Origin of the sequence: Sandaracinomonas limnophila (genome assembly GCF_004005965.1) — a bacterium.
GTDB lineage: Bacteria > Bacteroidota > Bacteroidia > Cytophagales > Spirosomataceae > Sandaracinomonas > Sandaracinomonas limnophila.
Window position 1 is genome coordinate 525112 of sequence record NZ_SACY01000001.1, and the last position, 18828, is coordinate 543939.

An 18828-nucleotide genomic window follows, 5' to 3' on the forward strand; every position below is an offset into this window, starting at 1 on the left:
AATTCAAAGAAAAGTGCAATTACAAATTCGATTAAGTGAATCCGGAATAACAATTAAAAATCAAACAAATGAAAGTTTGACTCAAGAATTTATTTCCTGGAAAAATTCAGAAAATGTTAAGCAAATACTTGAAAACAAATTCGGAATCTCGCCCCTATCTATCCAAAAACTAGAGGTTGAAATTGAAAATTCTTTGTTTTTATTAATTCCCACTACCTATTATTCTACCTTATTTTTAAAAAGATTTTTAGAGATTTCTTTTGGAAAGAACGAATTGGATAACATGGAAGTACATTCGCAAGAGGTAGAAAAGGAAAAAAGTCAATTAGCCTTTTTGGTTTCTTCCAAATGGAAGGATTATTTATCATTTCATTTTCCTTTGGCTAAAATTAATTACCACCATTTCATAGGTAATCAATTAAACCAATTGTCGAAATTCATGCGAAACCAGTTCCATGTATGGTTTACAAACGATATTGCTTATGTCATTCTTCGAAAAAATAGCAAATTGCAATTAGTTAATGCTTTCGAAGTAAAATCTGCTATTGAATTGGCCTTTTATTTGCATTCAATCCGTGACACCTTTGATGTGAATTTAAACAAGGAAACTTTCACTTTTTATGGGTCTGAAAGTTTAAGTAATGAATTTAAAAACGAACTTTTAAAGTATTCTATACCGACAAATTCTTATGAAAAGTCCTAAAATTGCTTTTTTCCCAGGCTCCTTTGACCCCTTTACCAAAGGACATGAAGATATTGTTTTAAGGGCCATTGGTTTATTCGATGAAATTGTAATTGGGATTGGGCACAATTCTAACAAAAATAGATATTTCAAATTGGAGGAAATGCAAGCCTATATTGAAGAAACATTTAAAGGAAAACCTGTAAAAATTATTTCTTATCAAGGTTTAACTGCAAGTGTGGCAAAGCAAGTTGGAGCTAAATATATTTTAAGAGGATTAAGGAATACTACGGATTTTGAATACGAAAACTCAATTTCTCAGGTAAATAGACATATCAACGAAGATTTAGAAACTATTTTCCTAATTACCTCACCACATTTAGCACCTATTTCATCTACCATTATCCGCGATTTACACAAATACGGAAGTCCAATCGATGAATACTTACCTTATAAATTAAAATCCTAACAACTGAAAGTTTTGAATTACATATCGAATGGATGAATAGGTATTTGTCATACTTTTATTCATTTGTTGAACTGTTTGCCATTCCACTTTATCGATATTCTCTTCCGTTTGAGCCGTTAAATTATTCTGATCTTTGGACTTCATCAAATACCATTTGGTCTTTTTCAGAACTAATTGATTCTTATGGGTATAGGTATGGTAAGTTGAACAAATTTTATCTATCAGATTAGCATCTACATTACATTCTTCTTTCACTTCACGAATTGCGGCAACTTTAAACTTCTCACCTTTCTCTAATTTACCTTTAGGCAAATCCCATTTTCCTAAACGGTGAATCCACAATACCTTTGTTTCTTCATTTACAACAACACCACCAGCTGCTTCAACCATTTGATACAATGCCTTTACTTTAGATTTAGCTTCCTTTTTATTCTCACAAATCACATATAATGAGCTAAACTTTAAATCAGATTTCTCGTGCAATTGTAAAACAACCTTTTCCAATTGATTAGCGGTAACATTCAATAAACAAGTATGGCCAATGAATTTTTCCACACGAATTGTTTGTAAACGAGCGTCTAAGATTAAATCAAAATCTTCATCTTGTTGTAGAGATTTAGCTTTAGATTTTTTAAGAATACGAACCGGGCGGTCGTCGATAAAAATTACCATCAAAAGATTTATTTGTGAGCAAAAATAAAAATTCTTTACAAAATGCAGGAATTAAATTTTAAATTTGTGTGTAAAGTGATTAATTCAACAATGGAAAATATAAGTATTCAACAAGAAGTTGCCCAACATTTATTAGAGGTTAAAGCAATCCAATTAAGACCCAATCAACCCTTTAAATGGGCTTCAGGTTGGAATTCACCAATTTATTGCGACAATAGAATATCACTTTCTTATCCGAAAACAAGAACTTACATTAAAAATGCTCTATCAGCCGCTGTCAAAGGTTATTTTCCAGAGGTTGAAATAATTGCAGGTGTTGCAACTGCAGGTATTGCACAAGGGGCATTAGTTTCTGATTATTTAGATTTACCTTTTTGTTATGTTCGCCCGGAGCCCAAAAAACATGGAATGGGGAATCAAATTGAAGGTAAAATTGAAAAAGGACAAAAAGTAGTTTTAATAGAAGATTTAATTTCAACTGGTGGAAGTTCCCTAAAAGCTGCTGAGGCTTTGATTGAAGCAGGTGCAGAGGTATTGGGAATGGTGGCGATTTTTTCTTATGGTTTTGAAATTGCAGATCAGAATTTTAAATCAAAAAATATTCCATTTTTTACTTTAAGTAATTATGATGTGTTAATTGAGGAGGCTGTAAAATTAAATTATGTTACGGAACCCCAATTGGTAACACTTCAGGATTGGCGTGTAAATCCATCAGAATGGAGAAAGGAAATTTAAATTAACATATATCGATTCCCAGGTATTGCCTTAATCAGTCCATCGCATTCAAGCGAAAGGCAGATTAAGGCAATTTCTTTTGAAGTCAAATTAGTTTTCCATACTAATTCATCTATGGATAAATCTCCTAATTGATGAATAGCCGCCAATATAGCAGATTCATTTTGTGTAAATTTTGAGAAATCTAATTCAATTTGCTTAGAAAAATTTAAATCATTTTCTCTAGACCAATTCATTTGCTTCATTAATTCTTCAAAACCTAAATATACAATTGCCTTATTATTCGCAATTAATTGATTGCAACCCATCGAAAAAGGCCTATCCAAATTCCCCGGAACAGCGAATACTTCTTTGTGATAATTATTTGCAAAATCAGCAGTAATTAATGCTCCACCTCTTTGAGCTGCTTCTACTACGATTAAAGCATCAGAAAGTCCAGCGATAATGCGATTACGCATGGGGAAATAACGCGCATCTGGTTTTATGCTAGGTGGATGTTCTGCAATAAGTCCACCATTTTGCAAAATACGGTCTATGTACTTTTTATGTTGGAATGGATAGATGTGGTCAAAACCACCAGCTAAAATAGCATAATTTGTAATTTGATTTTCAATACAATTTACATGCATACAAATATCTATTCCATAGGCCAAACCACTTATAAAATTAGCATTGGTATTTTTACTTTCACTGACCAATTGTCCAACCACTTTTTTTCCATAATCTGTTGCCATTCGAGTACCCACCACTGCAAGCGTTTTATTGGAATTTGGAATTTCACTTCCTAAAAAATACAAAACCAAAGGAGCATCATAAAGCGATTTTAAACGATGAGGGTAATTGTCATCTGAGTATATAATAATGTAAACCTCCTGCTTTTGGCAAATTTGGATTATTTTTAAAGCTTCATGTAAATAAAGAGCATTTTTAATTTCTCTAATAAAAGAATGTCCAACACCTGGGATCTTTAACAATTCCTTGGTAGTTGCTTCAAAAACCATCTGAGCAGTTCCAAAATGAGCAATTAATTTTCGGGCAGTAATAGACCCAACGTTTTTCAATAAAGTTAAGGCAATAAAATATTGCGTTTCAGAAGTAGTGGTTAGCATTTAGCTAAGTTAAGCTAAACCTTTTAAATATTGTCTTTTAAAACTTGTAAAAAATCACGAATTTCAGTTAACTGATTAATCATGCTTTGATTTTCATTTTTAGGCACTCCTTTTTTGTTGATTGCCAACTTAGCCCCTTCAATGGTTAATCCCTTTTCATCTATTAACTCAACCAGCAATTTAATTTTATGAATATCTTCTGGAGTATATTTTCTTGTTCCAGATGCTTTTCTTTTCGGACTCAAATGAGGAAACTGTGATTCCCAATAACGAATTTTTGATGTCTTCACACCAAACATATCAGCAACTTCAGAAATGATATAATATTGCTTAGTTAACTCCATAATTTCCAAAAAAAGCCGTATTTTTGGGGTTTGAAAAAGAACAAGACTCAATTTACAATATTTTCAACGATTACCCAATGACCTCTACAGAGATCCGCCAGCAATTTTTAGATTTTTTTAAATCGAAAGGACATTTAATCGTCCCATCTGCACCCCTTGTTGCAAAAAATGACCCAACCCTGATGTTCAACAACTCTGGTATGGCACAATTCAAGGATTTCTTTTTAGGAAATGGAACCCCTCCTTCTAAAAGAATTGCAGATACACAAAAATGTTTACGCGTTTCAGGAAAGCACAACGATTTGGAGGATGTAGGATTTGATACCTACCACCATACGATGTTTGAAATGTTGGGCAATTGGTCTTTTGGAGATTATTTCAAAAAAGAGGCTTTAACCTGGTCTTGGGAACTTTTAACTGAGATTTTCAAACTACCCAAAGATAGAATTTATGTTTCTGTTTTTGAAGGTTCTGAGGCGGAAGGTGTTCCATTTGATCAAGAAGCCTTTGATATTTGGAAGGCAATTGTTGGGGAAGACAGAATTATTTTAGGAAATAAAAAAGATAATTTCTGGGAAATGGGTGAAACGGGTCCATGTGGTCCTTGCTCAGAAATTCATATCGATTTGCGAAATGCAGACGAGGTCGCAAAAACTCCCGGTAAATCCTTGGTCAATGCGGATCATCCGCAAGTAGTAGAGATTTGGAATAATGTATTTATGCAGTTTGAACGGATGGCAGATGGTTCTTTGGTACCACTTCCAGAAAAACACGTAGATACGGGAATGGGATTTGAGCGTTTATGTATGGCAATTCAAGGGAAACAATCCAATTATGATACAGATGTGTTCCAAGGGACCATTCAATATTTATCAAAAAAATGTGGGGTAGCCTACGGAAAAGATAATTGGTCAGACATAGCCATGCGTGTAATTTCAGACCACATTAGAGCAATTGCATTTTGCATTGCAGACGGACAATTACCATCTAATGCAAAAGCTGGTTATGTAATCCGTAGAATTTTACGTAGAGCGGTTCGTTATGGATATACCTATTTAAACTTCAAGGAGCCATTTTTGTACGAATTAGTGCCACTTCTTTCAAAACAATTTGCGGGAGTATTTGATGAATTATCTTCTCAAGAATCATTTGTAGCAAAAGTTATTCAAGAGGAAGAAATATCCTTTTTAAGAACTTTGTCAACCGGGCTTGTTCGTTTAGACAAATTGATGCAAGACACAAAAGCTGCCAATAAAACTATTTTATCTGGTGAAGATGTATTTGAATTAAATGATACTTATGGATTTCCTGTTGATTTAACAGCCTTAATTGCACGTGAAAATCAATTAGCAATTGATGAAGAAGGTTACCAAAAAGCTTTAGCACAACAAAAAGATCGTTCACGTAAAGATGCCAATGCAAGTGCTGAAGATTGGGTTATCTTGAATGATGAGGAAGAAGCGAGTTTTGTAGGTTATGATTTATTTGAAACATCTACACAAGTTTTAAAGTACCAAAAAATTCAAAATAAAGCAGGTATTCAATACAAAGTGGTATTGGAAGAAACACCGTTTTATGCAGAGTCGGGAGGACAAGTTGGAGATATTGGAACCTTACATTTCCAAAATTCCAATACAATCATCCAAGTTATAGATACCAAAAAGGAAAATGACTTGGTGGTTCACATGGTGAATAATCCAATGATTGAAAAAGTAGCTGAGGAACCTTTAGTAGCTAAAATCAATCAGAAAAGAAGAAGAGCCATTACACAAAACCATTCGGCAACACACCTAATGCAAGCTGCCTTGCAATCGGTTTTAGGTAAACACGTTGCACAAAAAGGTAGTTTGGTGAATGAAGAAATCCTGCGTTTCGACTTCTCCCACTTCCAAAAAGTTACGCAGGATGAAATTTTGGAAATTGAACGTTTGGTCAATGAAAAAATAGCTCAAAATATACCATTGCTTGAAGAAAGAAACGTAGCTATAGAAGATGCTAAATCAAAAGGTGCTATGGCCTTATTTGGTGAAAAATATGGCGATTTTGTTCGTGTAATTACCTTTGGAAAAGATTTCTCTGTTGAATTGTGCGGAGGAACACACGTGCCAGCAACGGGTGAAATTGGCTTATTTAAAATTATTTCTGAAAGTTCTGTGGCAACTGGCGTAAGAAGAATAGAAGCAATCACTTCTCAAAAAGCTTATGAATTATTGAGTGAGCAGGAACTAATCATTGACCATTTGAATGAATTATTAAAATCTCCAAAAGATTTAATTAAAGCAGTGGCACAATTGGTTGAAACTAATTCTAGTTTACAAAAAGTAGTGAGCAATTTTCAGCAAAAAGAACTGGGAATTTTAAAGACATCTTTAGTATCTCAAATAAAAGAACAAAATGGTATTAACTATTTAGTGAAACAAATTGATGTACCAAATGCAGATGCCTTGAAGAATTTAGTTTTTGATATTGTAGGTAATCAGGATAATCATTTCTGTTTATTAGTAGCTGAATTAGAAGGAAAAGCAAGTTTGGCTTTAGCCATTTCAAAGAATTTAGTGGATGCTAAAGGACTAAACGCTGGAAATATCATCAGAGAATTGGCCAAAGAAGTACAAGGTGGCGGAGGAGGCCAACCATTTTTAGCTACAGCGGGTGGACAAAACCCAGCTGGTCTTCCAAATGTATTAACAAAAGCTATTCAGTATCTATAGTTTTAATTTATGAAATTCTTGCCTTTCGACGAATTAGTACCCGTAATGGATCAAATGAGTCAGGATGGGCAAGAATTTTCATTTATAATTGATTATAAAGGGGAAAATGCTGCGATAACCACAAAACTTAGAACAACAGATTACGCTGATGAGACCACTAATGAAACTGATGAATATTATTTAAAGAAAAAGGTCATTCCTTTTGAAGAATATAAAGTCAAATTTGATCAGGTTCAGTCGGCTTTGCGATTGGGAAAATCCTTTTTATTGAATTTAACCCAAGAAACGGAAATTGAAACCAATTTGAGTTTGGAGCAAATTCACCAAAAAGCTAAAGCAAAATATAAGTTTTTATTTCCCAATCAATTTGTTGTTTTTTCTCCAGAAACGTTTATTCAAATAAAAGAAAATATCATTTTTTCTTTTCCGATGAAGGGTACCCAAAAAGGTGCTAGTGAACTTGCAAAATCACAACTTTTGGCAAATGAAAAGGAAAATGCAGAGCATGCAACTATTGTTGATCTGATACGAAATGATTTAAGCAGAGTTGCCTTCCCTATTCAGGTTGACCATTTTAAATACATAGAAAAAGTACAAACTCACGAGGGCGATTTATGGCAAATGTCTTCACAAATTTCTGGCAAAGTTCTTCCTAATTTTAAAAACAAAATTGGAAGTATTTTACGAGAGCTATTACCTGCAGGTTCCATAACAGGCGCACCTAAGAAATCTACTTGCGATTTAATTGAAGAAATAGAAGGCTATAAAAGAGGATTTTATACGGGAATAATGGGTACATTTGATGGTAAAAATTTGGATTCAGCAGTTATGATTCGATTCATAGAACAACGTGGAAATCAACTATTTTTTAAAAGTGGTGGAGGAATAACTATATTTTCAGAAGTAGAGAAAGAGTACCAGGAATTAATTGATAAAATATATTTACCTTTTTAATGTTTGATTTACTAGAAACTTTTCAAATTAAAAATGGAGCAATCCAACATCTTCATTACCATCAAAAAAGGGTAAATGAAGCATTTTTGGATTTATATCAATTAGATAACGCCTTTTCTTTAAAAGATTTTTTCGAACAACAGGAATTACCTTCAGAAGGAATATTTCGAGGGCGATTACTTTATGAAGAGGAAATCAAATCTTTTGAGATATTACCATATACTGAAAAAATAATTAAAACATTTACGTTGATAGATGTAGAAGAATATGAATATCCTTACAAATGGGCAGACAGAAGTTTTTTTGCATTTCATTTACAAAATAATCCAGAGGTAGATGAAGTTATATTTCATAAAAATGGTTTGATCACAGATTGCACCATTGCCAATTTGGTTTTTTGGAAAGGTGAAAAAGCATATACTCCCAAACAACCTTTGTTAAATGGAACAACTAGAACTAGGCTATTGACAGAAAATAAAATCCAAGAAATTGATATTTTTGTGAAACAAATCCACGAATTTGAGCGAATTAGCTTGATTAATGTATTTAGAGAATTGAATTATGAAAATTCACTTTCGCTAACAGATTGCATTGTTTAATTTTGAACTGAAATGAGTTCAGAAAAATCTCCCAGTTTTTTATTGCATCAAAAATTTCCTTTTGAACCAACACCCTCGCAAGCGGCATTGTTTCAAAAATTAGGAAAATTTATCCAAAATAAAGATGAATGGTCGGCCTTGACATTTATCATTAAAGGATATGCTGGAACGGGAAAAACAACTTTCATTTCAACCCTCATAAAAATCTTACCTCAATTTGGCTATAAATCACAATTAATTGCCCCCACAGGCAGAGCAGCAAAGGTTATGGCCAATTATTCAAAGAAAAAGGCCAGTACGATACATAAAAAAATTTACCGACAAGTTAGTAACTCACATACAGGCAACTTATCCTTTCAAAGAATTCCGAACTACGCCACAAACACCATTTTTATTGTTGATGAATCTTCAATGATTTCCGATGAAAAAGAATTTGGTAGCAATAGTTTATTGGGTGATTTAATTGAATTTGTTTTTACCAATCCTGAAAATGGACACAATGGAAATAAACTAATATTTGTTGGCGATACGGCCCAATTACCGCCAGTAGGAACTCCACTTTCTCCTGCCCTTTCCAAGGATTATATTCATTCGAATTTCCATATGGAAGTAGATGAACATGAGCTAACGGATGTGATGCGTCAGGAATTACATTCTGGCATTCTTTACAATGCAACTCAATTGCGTAATTTATTGAATCAGCAATCGAACACCATACAATTTCAAACCAAGGCATTTAGGGATTTCTTTAAAATGAATGGAGAGAAAATGGAAGATGGAATGAATTATGCGTATCGTAAATTTGGCAAAGAAAACACCATCGTCTTAACCCGATCCAACAAAAATGCTGTTCAATACAATAGATATATAAGAAATACCATTTTGTACCAAGAAGATGAAATCTCTGCTGGAGATTTGATCATGATTGTTCGAAACAATTATTTTTGGTTAGATGAAGACTCCCCTGCCGGATTTTTGGCCAATGGTGATTTTGCCGAGATTTTAAAAATTAAGCGAGAGGAAGAAATGCATGGCTTTCGATTTTTGAATGTCGAATTGCGATTATTAGATTATGAGGGACATGAACCCGTAGAAGCTAAAATACTTCTTGAAACACTATATTCAGCAGAAACCTCTTTGAATAAAGAACAATCGAAAAAACTTTACGATTCTGTTTGCGAAGATTACGCAAACATTGGAAAGAAAAAAGACAGAAATGAAGCTATCCGAAAAGATCCTTATTTGAATGCCCTTCAGGTCAAGTTTGCTTATGCTTTAACTTGTCATAAATCGCAAGGTGGACAATGGCCTGCGGTTTTTGTAGATCAAGGATTTTTAAAAGAAGAACAAATTGATTCAGAGTTTATTCGTTGGATATACACTGCTATTACTCGTGCAACTCACGAAGTTTTTTTGGTTAATTTTAATGAGAAATTTTATTCTTAGAGTTTAGTACTTGAAATAGAATCGTTTAATTTTCCCCAACGCTTTTCAAAATTATCAACCAAATCGACCAATAAATCCTTTAGATTTTCTAAACGCTCCTCTCCCAAAATATCTCCTACTTCTTCGTCTAATTTCTTTCTAGATTCCTTTAAAATTTCTAAAAACTTATCTCCCTCAATTGTCTTTCCAATCAAAATTGCCCGAGAATCATTCGGATGTTTAGTGGTTTCTACAAAATTTTTGGAAATTAATTCTTTGATTAAAACACTTACAGCTTGTTTCGACATTTCTAAGCATTTTACTACTTCAGAAACAGCAATAGGCTCATCCTTCAAATTCATCATGACCATTACATGTCCAATTTTAATATGCTCATAACCCTTCGATTTCAAATACTCAGCATTCAAGTGTTTGATAAATCGGTAAGAACGAACCAATAAGCGGGCAAGAATATGTTTTGAATCTGCTTTTTTCAAAAAAAATCTAATTTTTGTACAAAAATAATGAAAAAAAATAAATATTAGTCAACTTACTTGACAATCTTTAAAAAGCTTTGTTATTTTGTCAAAAAATAAAATCTCTATGTCAAAAACAGAAAAAGCAAAAAGTAATTTACCCAAAATCATTCTTGGAGTAGTCCTATTAGTTGCAGCCATTTATGGTTTCAACAAATACAGATATGTAAGTACACATGAAGACACGGATAATGCACAAATAGAGACCTATTTTGTCCCTGTTTTAAGTAGAGCCTCAGGATATGTAAAATCTGTACACATAAACGATTTTGAAGAAGTAAAGAAAGGCGATACGCTTTTAGTAATTGATGATACGGAAGCGCAATTGGCATTAGAGGAAATGAAAGCGGATGTGGAACAAGCTAAAATTGAAATTGAAAATGCAAAAGCAAATTTATCAAATTTAGAAAAAGGATTGATCGCACAGAAATCACAAGTTACTGCTGCCCAAGTTGGAGCAAGTAAATTTGAGCGTGATTTTACAACTTATTCTACTTTAGAAAAGAATAAGGCCATTACCCACCAACAATTATTAGAGATTAAGGACCAAAAAGACTTAGCCGACGTAAAATTAACGGGTGCGAAAGCAGAATATGCAAGTACCGAATCAAAGAAAGCCATCTTAACTTCACTTTTAAGAAAAGCTGAAAATGCATTGAAATTAAAAGAAATCAAGGTTAAACAACAAGAATTAAAACTAAGTTACTTTGTTGTTTTGGCACCAGAAAATGGAAAAATTGGTAAAAAATCAGTAGAACCTGGACAATTCATTCAGGTTTCTCAACCATTGATGACAATTGTTGACGATTCGCAATATTGGGTGGTTGCTAATTTCAAGGAAACACAAGTTGGAAAATTACAAGTGGGTCAATCAGCTGAAATTGTTTTAGATGCGTATCCTAATGATAAAATTGAAGGAACTATCGTTTCTATTTCAGAATCAACTGGAGCAAAGGCATCTTTATTGCCTCCGGATAATGCTTCTGGAAACTTTGTGAAAGTAGCTCAACGCGTTCCAGTTAAAATTGCAATCAAAGATTTAGCCAAAGTAAAATCAATGTTGAGAGCTGGTTTGTCATTAGAAGTTTCTATTCCTGTAAAGTAATATGGCAAAACCACAAGGATTTGCGAAAGTAATCATTGTATTAACAACGATTACCGCTGCCATCATGGAATTGTTGGATACCACGATTGTGAATGTGGCCTTGAACCAAATATCTGGTTCACTGGGTGCAACAATTGAAGATATTGCTTGGGTAATCACAAGTTATGCGATTGCCAATGTAATCATTATCCCCATGACTGGCTTTTTAGGAGAATATTTTGGTCGAAAAAATTATTATACCACTTCGATCATCATATTTGGTATTGCTTCGTATTTCTGCGGAATGAGTGACAGCCTATGGGAGCTTGTCATGTGGAGATTTATCCAAGGAATTGGTGGAGGAGCACTCCTATCCACTTCACAGGCAATTTTATTTGATGCATTTGATGCTGATGAAAGACCTTTGGCATCTGGATTTTTTGCCATGGGAATTGTAATGGGACCTTCTTTAGGACCTGTACTTGGAGGTTGGATTGTAGATAATTTAAAATGGTCAGACATTTTCTTTGTCAACATACCTATTTGTGTTTTAGCAACCGTATTAACCATTGTTTTCATTGAACGAAAACCTGGTGAAGGAACGCATAAGGATAAAATCAAAATTGATTATCCCGGAATTTTACTGTTAATGTTATTTGTTGGTTCAATTCAGTACATATTAGAAAAAGGTGAAGGAGAGGGATGGTTTGAATCTAGAACTATTACCCTATTAACCATCACCACAATATTAGGATTAATCGGATTCATTTGGAGGGAAAAAACAACAGAACACCCTGTAGTAAATTTGAATGTATTCAATAACAAAACATTTGCTATGAGTTCTATTTTTACGGTAGTAGGTGGTTTTGGTTTGTTTACTTCAGTTTTTGTTTATCCATTAATGGTTCAACGTATTAATGGGTTGACACCTACCGAAACAGGATGGTCGCTGATGTTACCTACATTTTTAGGGGTATTCCTCTTCCCTGTCATTGGTAAATATTTATCAACTGGTGGTAAACCTATTCCATTTATGGTTGCAGGAATATGTATTTATGTGATTTTCGGATTTATCGGTGGAAGTTCCACTGCTGATATGGGCAGTGCAGATTTTTTCCCTATGCAAATGTTGCGTGTTGTAGGAGTATCTATGTTGCAAATGCCACTGATTAATCAAGCCGTTGCCGGTTTAGAGCCTAAAGATTTTGGCTCAGGTATTTCGATATCGAATATGATCCGACAATTGGGTGGAGCTTTTGGAATTGCGGTTGCCAATAATTATGCCACATCGCGTGCTGCACAGCACAGAAGTGATTTATTAGCGAATATTACTCCAGAAAATCCACTATTTCAACAACGTTTTCAAGGAATTGCATCCATGATTCAACAGAAAACTGGTGATGCCTTTCAAGCAACGCAAGTTGCCTACAAGAATATTGACCTAATTGTAACCAAGCAAGCCTATTATTTGGCTTATTTGGATACATTCAGGTTAGTATCCATCATTTTCATCTGCATTTTCCCTTTTGTGTTTTTATTAAGAACACCTAAGAGGTCACAAGCAGAAATTAACAAGTTAAATAAAGCAGCAGAAGAAGCGCATTAATATGAAAAAACTTATCATCCTTTCTGGAATCCTTGCATTATCCTTTTTAGGCAATGCACAAAACTCCGATTTGAACACACTCATTAACGGAATTCTTGCTAATTCCTCAGCATTGAAAAGTCAGAAATCTCTATTAAAAATTGGAGAAGTTAAAACTCAAATTCAGGAGTCTATGGCCAAACCTGTTATTGGAGCCGATTTGGGAGTTACGCGAATAGATCCTGTGGCAAAAGCAAATTTCAATGGAATGAGTTTGCAATTTCAACCAAACATGAATTATACAACGGGTTTTTCTGCAAATCATGTGATTTATGATTGGGGTAAAAATGCAATTGCAATTGAAAAAACACGTTTGGAGAATGCTGTTACTGCGGCTCAAATTGAAAGTCAAGAGTCAAATTTAGCCTATCAAATAACCCAACTGTATTATCAATTCCAATTATTGAATAAAAGTTTGTTCGTTCAAAAAAATCAACAAAAGCGATTAGAAGAACAATTGGATATCATTTCGAAACAAGTAAATTCTGGCATTAATTTAGAATATGAAAAAATTGCACAGCAGGTTCGAAATCAAAATCATTCGGTTAAAATAGCGGAGATTGAACGACAATTATTTGATTTGTTAGATTATCTTTCGACCCTTTATGGAAAAGACGCGAGTGGACTTTTGAAAGACCAATCAATTAGTCCAGACAAAAAATACATCTCCGAGCAAACATTGACTCATAATTTAGATTTGCAGTCATATTCAGCACAAGAAGTATTAGCCAAAAAGGAAACTGAGTTTTCAAAAGGAGGCAATCTTCCATCTTTGGCAGGAATTGCCACGATTGGGGTGAAAAATGGCTATGTTCCTAGATTAAATGGAGAAACTCCTGCATTTTCAGATGATTTCCGTTTAAACTCGGTGTTAGGTATAAAATTAAACATCCCGATCTACTCAGGCAAAAGAACTGATATGCAAACTCAAATTGCGAAATTAAATGAAGAACGAATTCAATACCTTAAAACAGATACTGAGAAAAAGTTAAGTTATGCTGAAAGAAGTGCCAGAAACACTTTAATTACCATGATGCAACGCATTGATGCTCAGGAAAAAGCAGTACAACAAGCACAATATGCTTTAAAGTTGGCATCTGATAGATATGCTCAAGGGTTGATCAAAAAAATCGAATTAGATTTGGCTGAAAATTTAGTGGAAGAGGCACAATTGTCGCTTGTACAATTTAATTATCAAGCCAAAAAACAAGAGGTAGAATTAAGAAAAATAATAGGGGAAACTTTCTGGAAGTAACCCCTATTGGTAACCCTCTAACCTATTAAACGTACATCTAACAATTCACCCTTCGAAAGGCTTAGGCCTTTGGAGAGTGAATTGTTTTGTTTACAGGCCTCTTCCCATCCTAAATTCGCCAATAGTTGCACATACGGCAAAGTCGCTTGGGTTAGAGCCAAAGTAGAGGTTTGCGGAACCGCACCTGGCATGTTTGCCACACAATAGTGTACAATTCCATCAATTTCAAAAATTGGATTTTCGTGTGTGGTTGGTTTACATGTTTCGATACAACCACCTTGGTCCACAGCAACATCTACCAAAACAGTTCCCTTCTCCATTCTAAGCAAATCTTCTTTTTTGATTAAATGAGGTGCTTTTGCTCCATGCAACAACACAGCACCAATGATTAAATCAACCTTTGCCAAATGCTCCTGAATGGCATAAGAAGTCGAAAATTGGGTATCAACATTGGGCGGTAAGGTATCTTCTAAAAAACGTAAACGACTTAAATTGGTATCCATTATTGTCACATTGGCACCAAGACCTGCTGCCATTTTTGCAGCTTGCGTACCAACAACTCCCCCACCTAAAATCAACACATTAGCGGGTTTAACTCCTGGAACCCCACCCAACAATTTTCCTTTCCCTCCTTGTGGCTTTCCCAAATAATAGGCACCTACTTGTACAGCCATTCTGCCAGCAACTTCTGACATTGGAGTTAAAAGCGGTAAACTTTTATCGTCATTCTCAACTGTTTCATAAGTAATACAAATGGCTTTTGAGGCTAACATAGCTTCTGTTAATTCCCTTGAAGCAGCAAAATGAAAATAAGTAAAAACTATTTGATTTTCTTTTATAAGTGGAAATTCAATATTTTGTGGTTCTTTGACTTTTACAATCATTTCAGCAATTGCATATACCTTAGCTGCAGAATCTAAAATTTTAGCACCAGCCATTTCATAAGCATCATCTGAAAATCCAGAACCGACACCCGCCTGGGTTTCAACATACACTGAATGTCCATTTCCAACTAAAGAATGGACACCTGCAGGAGTAAGTCCTACACGATATTCTTGAACCTTAATTTCTTTTGGGACTCCAATGATCATGATGTTTTTAGTTTTAGTGATGAAGTAAAAAAAGAACGACCACCGGAAAAAGTCCAGTGGTCGTTACCATTGATGAAGTATAATACCACACAAAGGTAAGCAAACCTAAAAAATTTCCGAAGAATCAAAATAAATAAGTATATTTTTCTGTAATTTTAAAAACGACAGAAAATTTTTCTGTATAACACAAACTTAATAAGTACAAACCGAAAAAAATTTTGAGAAATGAAACATTTGCTTGACCCCTTAGATATTAAAATATTAAAACTTCTTCAGGAAAACAGTCAAATTACAACTAAAGAGATTGCTGAAGAGGTAAACTTATCAATAAGTCCTACGCACGAACGCATCAAAAACTTGGAAGAAATGGGTTTTATCATTAAGCAAGTAGCTTTATTAAACAGAAAGATGCTGAATTTGGGTTTGATGGTACATTGTCAGGTCACCTTGGAAAAACAAAATCGCACTAATTTCAATGAATTTGAGAGAGCTGTACAAGCATTTCCAGAAGTTACGGCCTGTCAGTTAATTTCCGGGAACTTTGATTATCATATAACTGTTGTATGCTCAGATGTTGATTCTTATCACCGATTTTACCAAGAGAAACTTTCGGCTTTGCCCTCCGTGGCACACATCAATAGTTTGTTTGTAATGAATGAGGTGAAGAATAGTACGAAACTACCTATATAAATAATTGTTAATTGTTAATTGTTAATTGTTAATTGTTAATTGTTAATTGTTAATTGTTAATTCTTAATTGTTAATTGTTAATTGTTAATTCTTAATTGTTAATTGTTAATTGTTAATCGTTAATTTTTGATAGTTTATTGTTAATTTTGTAAAAATTAATTCACCATTAATAATTAACAATTAACAATTAAAAAAGGGGTCGACCGGTTTTGACAGCTTAAACGGTTGATGGTAAGCACGTCGGGAGTTGTAGGTATTTCCTGTTAAAAAAACCTTCGAACAATAGCTGGCAATACTTCGTATGCCATGGCTGCTTAATCAGGAAGATTAACCAATAGCCATCGTTCAGCCTCTTTCAAACTCTGCCGAGGAGGGCATCTGAGCGTCGACATGCAGAGTCGATAGGTGTGATTTCTTTAAACACTTGTTAGTATCCAAAGAATAAGTTAACAATGTGGCTGGCTGCTGGCCTGCTGTTAATCGAAAATTAAAAGCAACTAAACGTGTAGAAAGCTATGGATTGTTAGGTTTGGACGAGGGTTCGAATCCCTCCGACTCCACAAGATTAAGTGAAGAGTGAAAAGTGAAGAGTGAAAAATTTAATTTTAATTTAATGAATAACTACTTCAGTGGGAATTTTCTATACGGGGATGATTTTAATGAAAATCAAATCTCCGTATGGTATGAAGAAGAATTAGAATACGCAAAACTTTATCCTAATGAAGGTTTATCTGAAGAATACCCCTACCATCAATTAAACATTCTAAATGGTTTTAACTATTTACCATCAAATCAAACTTTTGACACGGTTGTAAGTTTTGGAGGTGGATTTTGTGAAGAATTATCCCCAATAAAAAATAAGTTAAAAAAAATATATGTAATTGAACCTTCTGATAATTTAACTCAACTTGAAAATTTTGGAATTCCACTCAATTACATTAAACCAAGTATTAAAGGTAATATTCCTTTGGAATCAAATTCAGTAGATCTAATTACCTGCTTTGGGGTTTTACATCACATTCCAAATGTTAGCTATGTAATGGCTGAATTATATAGAATTTTAAAGCCCGGCGGTTATATTTTAATACGAGAACCAATCAAATCAATGGGAGATTGGACAAAATTCAGACCAGGCCTAACTAAAAATGAAAGAGGTATTCCTAAAAAAATATTTGATAAAATTATTATAGAATCTGGATTTGGGATAATAAAATCTTCGTATTGTTTTACCAAACCATTAGATTTATTTTGGGTAAAAATATTTAAAAATCACCCTTATAATGATAAAAGATATATTTACCTAGACAGGTTTTTAGGTAAAATTTTATCATTAAATTATAGATATCATTCAAAAAACACCCTTAATAAAATAGGACCTGCTTGCAATTTTTATGTTTTAAAAAAATAATTTCAAAATAGCTCCATCACTGCTTTTCCTTTCCCATCGGGAGTGGTATAAAATGGTCTTTTTTCAATTTCAACATTCGTATCAGGTTTGATACCCAAAGTATGATAAATGGTTTGATGTATTTCCGCTATCCGAACAGGATTTTCAATGGTTTTACACGGCCGTTCATCAGCGGTTTTTCCATATACATTTCCTCGTTTAATTCCACCACCAAACATTAACATCGAACAGCCGTCTGTAAAATGTCGATGCATGCCGTAGAATTTCATTTCACTGATTTTATCTGGCTGCGCCACTTGTTCTTTTACGGTAGCCCCTGGTCGACCTTCCATCATCATATCTCGACTAAATTCGCTGGCTAAAATCACTAGGGTTCTATCCAAATGGCCAGTTTTGTCTAAATCTTTAATCAATTGCGCCACCGGACCGTCAATCATCGCTTTCATTTTTTCCAATCGGGTATGTCCGTTCTCATGCGTATCCCAGCCCACAAAAGGTTCATATTCGGTGGTAACAGAGATAAATCTTGCTCCTTGTTCAGTTAAGCGACGGGCCAATAAACATCCCAGGCCAAATCGACCAGTATTATAAATATCATACGATTCTTTTGGCTCATCTTTTAAATTGAATGCCTTTGCCTCAGGCGAATTCAATAACATATAGGCCTGTTCCATCGAACGCTGTAAGGATTCTTTCTGGTAATCACTGCCGACTTCACCCCAAGCACTTTTGTTAATTAAATTTTTATACAATTGATTTCGACCTTCAAATCGTTTCAAATCCATACCAATAGGAGGACGAACGCTATCTAAACCTTGACTTGGGTCCGGAATAAAAAAAGGTCCAAATTCATTTCCTAAAAATCCCGCCGTATGGAAGGCCTTCAGTTCTTCAGATTCCCCAACGGTAAAACGTTGTCCAATATCTATAAAAGATGGAATTACAGGGTTATTAGGACCTTTCAATTTGGCAATCCATGCCCCAATGTGTGGTGCTGCTACCGTTTGTGGTGGCTCGTAACAGGTATGCCAATTGTATTGGTGTCGAGAATGTAAGATAAATCCTAAATCGGCTGCCACATAAGAACGAATCAAGGTTCCTTTATCCAATACCTTACCAATTTTCTCCAAACCTTCAGAAAAATGAATACCATCTAATGCTGTAGGAACAGATTTAAAGGTACTCAATACCCGATTCGCGTCCATATCCTTTTCATAAGGAGTAAATTGCTTTGGGTCAAAGGTTTCTGTATGTGCCATCCCTCCTGCCATCCAAAGCAAAATAACGGTGTCGGCAGAGGCTACCATCTGTTCCGCTTTATTCCCAAAATTTAAGATGGGGGCACCTGCACCCATTGCGGCTAAACTAGCAAGGCTAGCTTTAGTTAAAAAATCTCTTCGATTAAAAGGCTGGATCATC

At 34.4% G+C, this 18828-nt stretch carries 18 protein-coding genes and 1 other RNA gene; 13 read left to right on the forward strand and 6 right to left on the reverse strand.

Annotation, left to right across the window (positions count from 1 at the left end; all coding sequences use genetic code 11):
- The first annotated feature begins 13 nt into the window (after positions 1-13).
- Entirely contained in the window at positions 14-703 is a 690-nt protein-coding gene (locus tag EOJ36_RS02345; protein ID WP_164847814.1) for a DUF3822 family protein, read from the forward strand.
- Positions 690-1151: a pantetheine-phosphate adenylyltransferase gene (coaD, locus tag EOJ36_RS02350; protein ID WP_127802410.1), complete on the forward strand. Its 462-nt coding sequence runs from the start codon at positions 690-692 to the stop codon at positions 1149-1151. The genes EOJ36_RS02345 and coaD overlap by 14 nt, the downstream gene beginning before the upstream one ends.
- Here the strand turns inward: coaD and EOJ36_RS02355 are convergent.
- A complete protein-coding gene (locus tag EOJ36_RS02355) occupies positions 1140-1823 on the reverse strand; it encodes an NUDIX hydrolase (RefSeq protein WP_127802411.1) in 684 nt (227 codons plus the stop codon). The two genes, coaD and EOJ36_RS02355, sit on opposite strands and share 12 nt — an antisense overlap.
- Positions 1824-1913: 90 nt before the next feature.
- Between EOJ36_RS02355 and pyrE the strand changes: the two genes are divergently transcribed.
- On the forward strand, positions 1914-2558 hold the full coding sequence (gene pyrE, locus EOJ36_RS02360) for an orotate phosphoribosyltransferase (protein WP_127802412.1): 645 nt from the start codon (positions 1914-1916) through the stop codon (positions 2556-2558).
- On the opposite strand, the gene dprA is transcribed toward pyrE, so the two are convergent.
- Both dprA and EOJ36_RS02370 read right to left on the reverse strand, forming a co-directional pair.
- Positions 2555-3667: a DNA-processing protein DprA gene (gene dprA, locus EOJ36_RS02365; RefSeq protein ID WP_127802413.1), complete on the reverse strand. Its 1113-nt coding sequence runs from the start codon at positions 3665-3667 to the stop codon at positions 2555-2557. The two genes, pyrE and dprA, sit on opposite strands and share 4 nt — an antisense overlap.
- Positions 3668-3690: 23 nt before the next feature.
- A complete protein-coding gene (locus tag EOJ36_RS02370; protein WP_127802414.1) occupies positions 3691-4011 on the reverse strand; it encodes a MerR family transcriptional regulator in 321 nt (106 codons plus the stop codon).
- Between the two features lie 77 nt (positions 4012-4088).
- Here EOJ36_RS02370 and alaS point away from each other — a divergent pair, with 77 nt between their 5' ends.
- From alaS to EOJ36_RS02390, 4 genes are read left to right on the forward strand one after another with little or no spacing between them, the layout of a single operon-like run.
- On the forward strand, positions 4089-6722 hold the full coding sequence (gene alaS / locus EOJ36_RS02375; RefSeq protein ID WP_127802415.1) for an alanine--tRNA ligase: 2634 nt from the start codon (positions 4089-4091) through the stop codon (positions 6720-6722).
- A 9-nt stretch (positions 6723-6731) separates the two neighbouring features.
- Positions 6732-7676: an aminodeoxychorismate synthase component I gene (locus EOJ36_RS02380; RefSeq protein ID WP_238944376.1), complete on the forward strand. Its 945-nt coding sequence runs from the start codon at positions 6732-6734 to the stop codon at positions 7674-7676.
- Positions 7676-8275 carry an aminotransferase class IV gene (locus EOJ36_RS02385; RefSeq protein ID WP_127802416.1) on the forward strand — a complete coding sequence of 200 codons (600 nt, stop codon included), beginning with the start codon at positions 7676-7678 and terminating at the stop codon, positions 8273-8275. The genes EOJ36_RS02380 and EOJ36_RS02385 overlap by 1 nt, the downstream gene beginning before the upstream one ends.
- Positions 8276-8287: 12 nt before the next feature.
- Positions 8288-9721, forward strand: coding sequence for an ATP-dependent DNA helicase (locus tag EOJ36_RS02390; protein ID WP_127802417.1), 1434 nt, complete (start codon positions 8288-8290; stop codon positions 9719-9721).
- On the opposite strand, the gene EOJ36_RS02395 is transcribed toward EOJ36_RS02390, so the two are convergent.
- Positions 9718-10197, reverse strand: a complete 480-nt coding sequence (locus EOJ36_RS02395) for a MarR family winged helix-turn-helix transcriptional regulator (protein ID WP_127802418.1) — start codon at positions 10195-10197, stop codon at positions 9718-9720. The genes EOJ36_RS02390 and EOJ36_RS02395 overlap by 4 nt on opposite strands.
- A gap of 106 nt (positions 10198-10303) precedes the next feature.
- On the opposite strand from EOJ36_RS02395, the gene EOJ36_RS02400 reads away from it, so the two are divergent.
- Genes EOJ36_RS02400 through EOJ36_RS02410 form a run of 3 tightly spaced genes read left to right on the forward strand, consistent with a single transcriptional unit; the run spans position 10304 to position 14220 of the window.
- The gene (locus EOJ36_RS02400) at positions 10304-11341 is read left to right on the forward strand and encodes an HlyD family secretion protein (RefSeq protein WP_127802419.1); all 1038 of its coding nucleotides are present in this window, start codon (positions 10304-10306) and stop codon (positions 11339-11341) included.
- Between the two features lies 1 nt (position 11342).
- A complete protein-coding gene (locus tag EOJ36_RS02405; RefSeq protein ID WP_127802420.1) occupies positions 11343-12926 on the forward strand; it encodes a DHA2 family efflux MFS transporter permease subunit in 1584 nt (527 codons plus the stop codon).
- Position 12927: 1 nt separating this feature from the next.
- A complete protein-coding gene (locus EOJ36_RS02410) occupies positions 12928-14220 on the forward strand; it encodes a TolC family protein (protein WP_127802421.1) in 1293 nt (430 codons plus the stop codon).
- A gap of 17 nt (positions 14221-14237) precedes the next feature.
- Here EOJ36_RS02410 and ald read toward each other — a convergent pair whose 3' ends face one another.
- Positions 14238-15311, reverse strand: coding sequence for an alanine dehydrogenase (gene ald, locus EOJ36_RS02415; RefSeq protein ID WP_127802422.1), 1074 nt, complete (start codon positions 15309-15311; stop codon positions 14238-14240).
- Positions 15312-15536: 225 nt separating this feature from the next.
- On the opposite strand from ald, the gene EOJ36_RS02420 reads away from it, so the two are divergent.
- The 3 genes from EOJ36_RS02420 (at position 15537) to EOJ36_RS02430 (ending at position 17409) form a co-directional block, all read left to right on the forward strand.
- A complete protein-coding gene (locus EOJ36_RS02420; RefSeq protein ID WP_127802423.1) occupies positions 15537-16001 on the forward strand; it encodes an Lrp/AsnC family transcriptional regulator in 465 nt (154 codons plus the stop codon).
- Positions 16002-16196: 195 nt separating this feature from the next.
- Positions 16197-16564: a transfer-messenger RNA gene (gene ssrA, locus EOJ36_RS02425) on the forward strand.
- Between the two features lie 50 nt (positions 16565-16614).
- Positions 16615-17409 carry a class I SAM-dependent methyltransferase gene (locus EOJ36_RS02430; protein WP_164847815.1) on the forward strand — a complete coding sequence of 265 codons (795 nt, stop codon included), beginning with the start codon at positions 16615-16617 and terminating at the stop codon, positions 17407-17409.
- A gap of 2 nt (positions 17410-17411) precedes the next feature.
- On the opposite strand, the gene EOJ36_RS02435 is transcribed toward EOJ36_RS02430, so the two are convergent.
- Positions 17412-18827: a DUF1501 domain-containing protein gene (locus EOJ36_RS02435; RefSeq protein WP_127802425.1), complete on the reverse strand. Its 1416-nt coding sequence runs from the start codon at positions 18825-18827 to the stop codon at positions 17412-17414.
- Position 18828 lies beyond the last annotated feature (1 nt).